This window comes from Nitratidesulfovibrio liaohensis, from assembly GCF_011682075.1.
Lineage (GTDB): Bacteria > Desulfobacterota > Desulfovibrionia > Desulfovibrionales > Desulfovibrionaceae > Cupidesulfovibrio > Cupidesulfovibrio liaohensis.
In genome coordinates, this window is the sequence record NZ_VSMK01000334.1 from 1 (window position 1) to 3,092 (window position 3,092).

3 protein-coding genes are annotated in these 3,092 nt (G+C 71.0%); 1 reads left to right on the top strand and 2 read right to left on the bottom strand.

All coding sequences use genetic code 11. The features are described from left to right. On the bottom strand, window positions 1-994 hold a 994-nt coding region (locus FVW27_RS11700; RefSeq protein ID WP_167125355.1), incomplete at its 3' end, for a metallophosphoesterase family protein. A 343-nt stretch (window positions 995-1,337) separates the two neighbouring features. Here FVW27_RS11700 and dinB point away from each other — a divergent pair. Then, window positions 1,338-2,816: a DNA polymerase IV gene (dinB, locus tag FVW27_RS11705; RefSeq protein WP_167125357.1), complete on the top strand. Its 1,479-nt coding sequence runs from the start codon at window positions 1,338-1,340 to the stop codon at window positions 2,814-2,816. Between the two features lie 50 nt (window positions 2,817-2,866). On the opposite strand, the gene FVW27_RS11710 is transcribed toward dinB, so the two are convergent. Further along, window positions 2,867-3,092: aminotransferase class IV (locus FVW27_RS11710; RefSeq protein WP_167125359.1), on the bottom strand; the 226-nt coding region annotated here is incomplete at its 5' end.

Sequence of the window (3,092 nt, forward strand, 5' to 3'; positions counted from 1 at the left end):
GCGCGCTGCCCGCCGCATCCCCGGCGGCGGCGCGTTCCATGGCCTCCAGGATGCGGCCATGCAGGGCTTCCAGCGAGGCCGCGCCGCTGGGCGTGCCCGCGTCGTCGCCATTGGCTCCATTGCCGCCGTCAGTTCCGCCATTGCCATTCGCCCCTATGGGCACCTCCACCACCTGCCAGCGCACCGGGGCCAGGGGCCGGAATTCCGTTTCCACCTCGCCGTCGTCGTGCACGGTGACAAGGTGGCAGCCTCGCGGGCCGTCCTCGTTGATGTGCAGCCCCTGCGTGGAGCCGGGGTAGACCACATGGGGCCGCGTGCGCAGCACCTGCGGCAGGTGGATGTGCCCCAGCGCCCAGTAGTCCAGCCCCGTGGCGGTCAGGTCGTCCAGAGTGCAGGGGGCGTAGCGGCCCGCGTCGCGCGTGCCGGGCGTGGCGCCCACGTTGCAGTGCAGCACGCCGATCTGCGGCGCGCCGGGGGGCACGTCCACGTCCTGAACCATGCCGTGAACCATGCCCTGCACGGTGGCAGCGCGGGCAAAGCGTTTGGCCAGGTTGCGGCCCTCGCGGTCTGTCTCGTGGCTGATGCCGTGCACCACGGCCACCACGCGCCCGTCGCGGGTCAGGGCGTGCGATTCCACCTGCGGGCCGAACACGGTGACCCCGTCCGGCCAGTGCAGCGAGTGCACCCGCGAGGCGAGCGGGTCGTGGTTGCCGTGGGCGATGAACACCCGCACCCCCGCGTCCGTCAGGCGCGCGCAGCCGTCGCGCAAGGCCACCTGGGCGCGCAGGCTGCCGTCCTCGTGGTTGTGCACGTCGCCCGCAATGAGCAGGGCGTCGGGCCGTTCGGCAAGGCACAGGTCCACCAGCCGCTCCCACGCGGTGAAGGTGGCGCGGTGCAGCCGGTCGGCCAGGCGGGGCGAAAGGTCGCGCGAGACGCCCGCGAAGGCGGCGTCGAGGTGCAGGTCTGCGGCATGGACGAAGCGGAACGCTGGCATGGGTGACCGTGGGTTGAAGTGCGGGGTGCGGCGGAAATTGCGCCGAACGAACGTGTGCCCTGCGGCTTCCGGGGCGAGCGCGGGGTGCCCGTCCGCAGGATGGCCGTGCGGGGATGGCCGTGCGGGGATGGCTGTGCGGGGGGTGGCGAAATGTCCCGCACGGCAACGGCACCCATCCTGTCTAGCACGGCGGGCGGCGGGCCGTCACCGTGCCCGCGCCGCAAAGGCCGGTCAGGCCGGATGTGATTGCCAGCCCGGGCGGTATTCCTCGTCGGGTGAACCCACCGGTCCCGACAACCGCGCCCCGCTTCCGGCCCCGTCGCCCCTCTGCTAGAACGTGGGCATGGCGCAACGCTGGATCATGCATATCGACATGGACGCCTTTTTCGCGTCCGTGGAGCAGATGGACGACCCTTCCCTGCGGGGCAAGCCGGTGGCCGTGGGCGGCTCGCACCGGGGGGTCGTTTCCGCCGCGTCGTACGAGGCGCGGCGCTTTGGCGTGCGCTCTGCCCTGCCCATGAGTACGGCGCTGCGGCTGTGCCCGCACCTGATCGTGGTGCCGGGGCGCATGCGCCGCTACGCCGAGATTTCGCACCGCATCATGGACGCGCTGCGCGAATTCTCGCCGCTGGTGGAACCCGCCTCGGTGGACGAGGCCTATCTGGACGCCACGGGGCTGGAGCGGCTGTTCGGCCCGGTGGAGAACATGGGCATGGCGGTGAAGGCCCGCGTGCTGGACGTGACCGGGGGGCTGACCTGTTCCGTGGGCGCGGCGCCGGTGAAGTTTCTGGCCAAGATCGCCTCGGACGTGAACAAGCCCAACGGCCTGTTCATCCTGTACCCGGAAGACGTGGCGGAATTCCTGCGTACCCTGCCCGTGGGCCGCATACCGGGGGTGGGCAAGCGGTCACTGGATGCGCTGGAACAACTGGGCGTGCGCTTTGCGGGCGACGTGCTGCGCTATTCGCGCGAATTCTGGGAGCGGCGCTTCGGCAAGGGGGGCGTGCACCTGCACGAACGGGCCAGCGGCGTGGACCCGCGCGAGGTGGAACCGTATTCCGAGCCCAAGTCGGAAAGCGCGGAGAACACCTTTGCCGAGGACACCGCCGACCGCGCCGTGTTGCGGCGTTGGCTGCTGGCGCAGGCCGAGCGGGTGGGGGCATCGCTGCGGCGGCAGCGGCTGGCGGGCCGCACCATCACGCTGAAGGTGAAGTACGCGGATTTCCGGTCCATATCCCGCAGCCACAGCCTGCCGGAGCCCACGGCGTCCACCGAGACCATCTTCGACGAGGCGTGCCGCCTGCTGGACGCCCTGACCCTGGCGGACAGGGTGCGGCTGATCGGGGTGGGGGTGTCCAACTTCGGCCCGGCGCACCACGGTCCGCGCCAGCTCACCCTGCCGCTGGAGATGCCCGGCAGGGTGAAGGGCGGGAAGGGGGCTGGCAAGGACGGGCCAGTCGGGCCAGTCGGGCCGGTCGGGCCGGTCGGGATTGACGGGGGAACGGCAGGCAGGGCGGCGGGCCGGGATGCCGGGGCGAAAGGGGCGAACGGTGCGCGCCGCATGGGGACATCCGCAGAACATGATGAACAGGACGGGCCTGATGCGCCGAACGCACCAGGTGGATCGAACGTGTCTGGTGGGCCGCACAGGCCAGTCGAGCGGAACACCCCCGCCGCCGCAATTCCCGCCGCATCCATCCCCCCGCCGGACGAGAACCGCCGCAAGAAACTGGACGCCGCGCTGGACGCCCTGCGCGATCGGCATGGCCGCGAGGCCGTGGTGCGTGGCCGCCTGTTCGGGTTCGATTCCAGGAAGAAGTAGATCGCTACATTGCTGTTGCCTTTCAGGAGGCAGTTTCCGGCAGTCCTTGTTCAGTCCCCCAGCAACACCGGATTGCACCGCTCGCAGGTGGCGAAATCGGGCGTGAAGGCATGCGAGCCGATGACCGTGACCGGGCGCATGCCTTGCAGTGAATTCAGCATGTAGGCGTGGCGAAAGGCGCGCAGTTCACCGGCGCGCACGGTGCAGTCGCGCACGGGCAGCAGCTCGCGCACGGCGGCCAGGGTGGTGCTGGGCAGGCGGCAGCCGCCGGTGGGG

Excerpts from the sequence above, each read along its gene's own strand:
- dinB (WP_167125357.1), top strand. The coding sequence starts at position 1,338 with ATGGCGCAACGCTGGATCATGCATATCGACATGGACGCCTTTTTCGCG.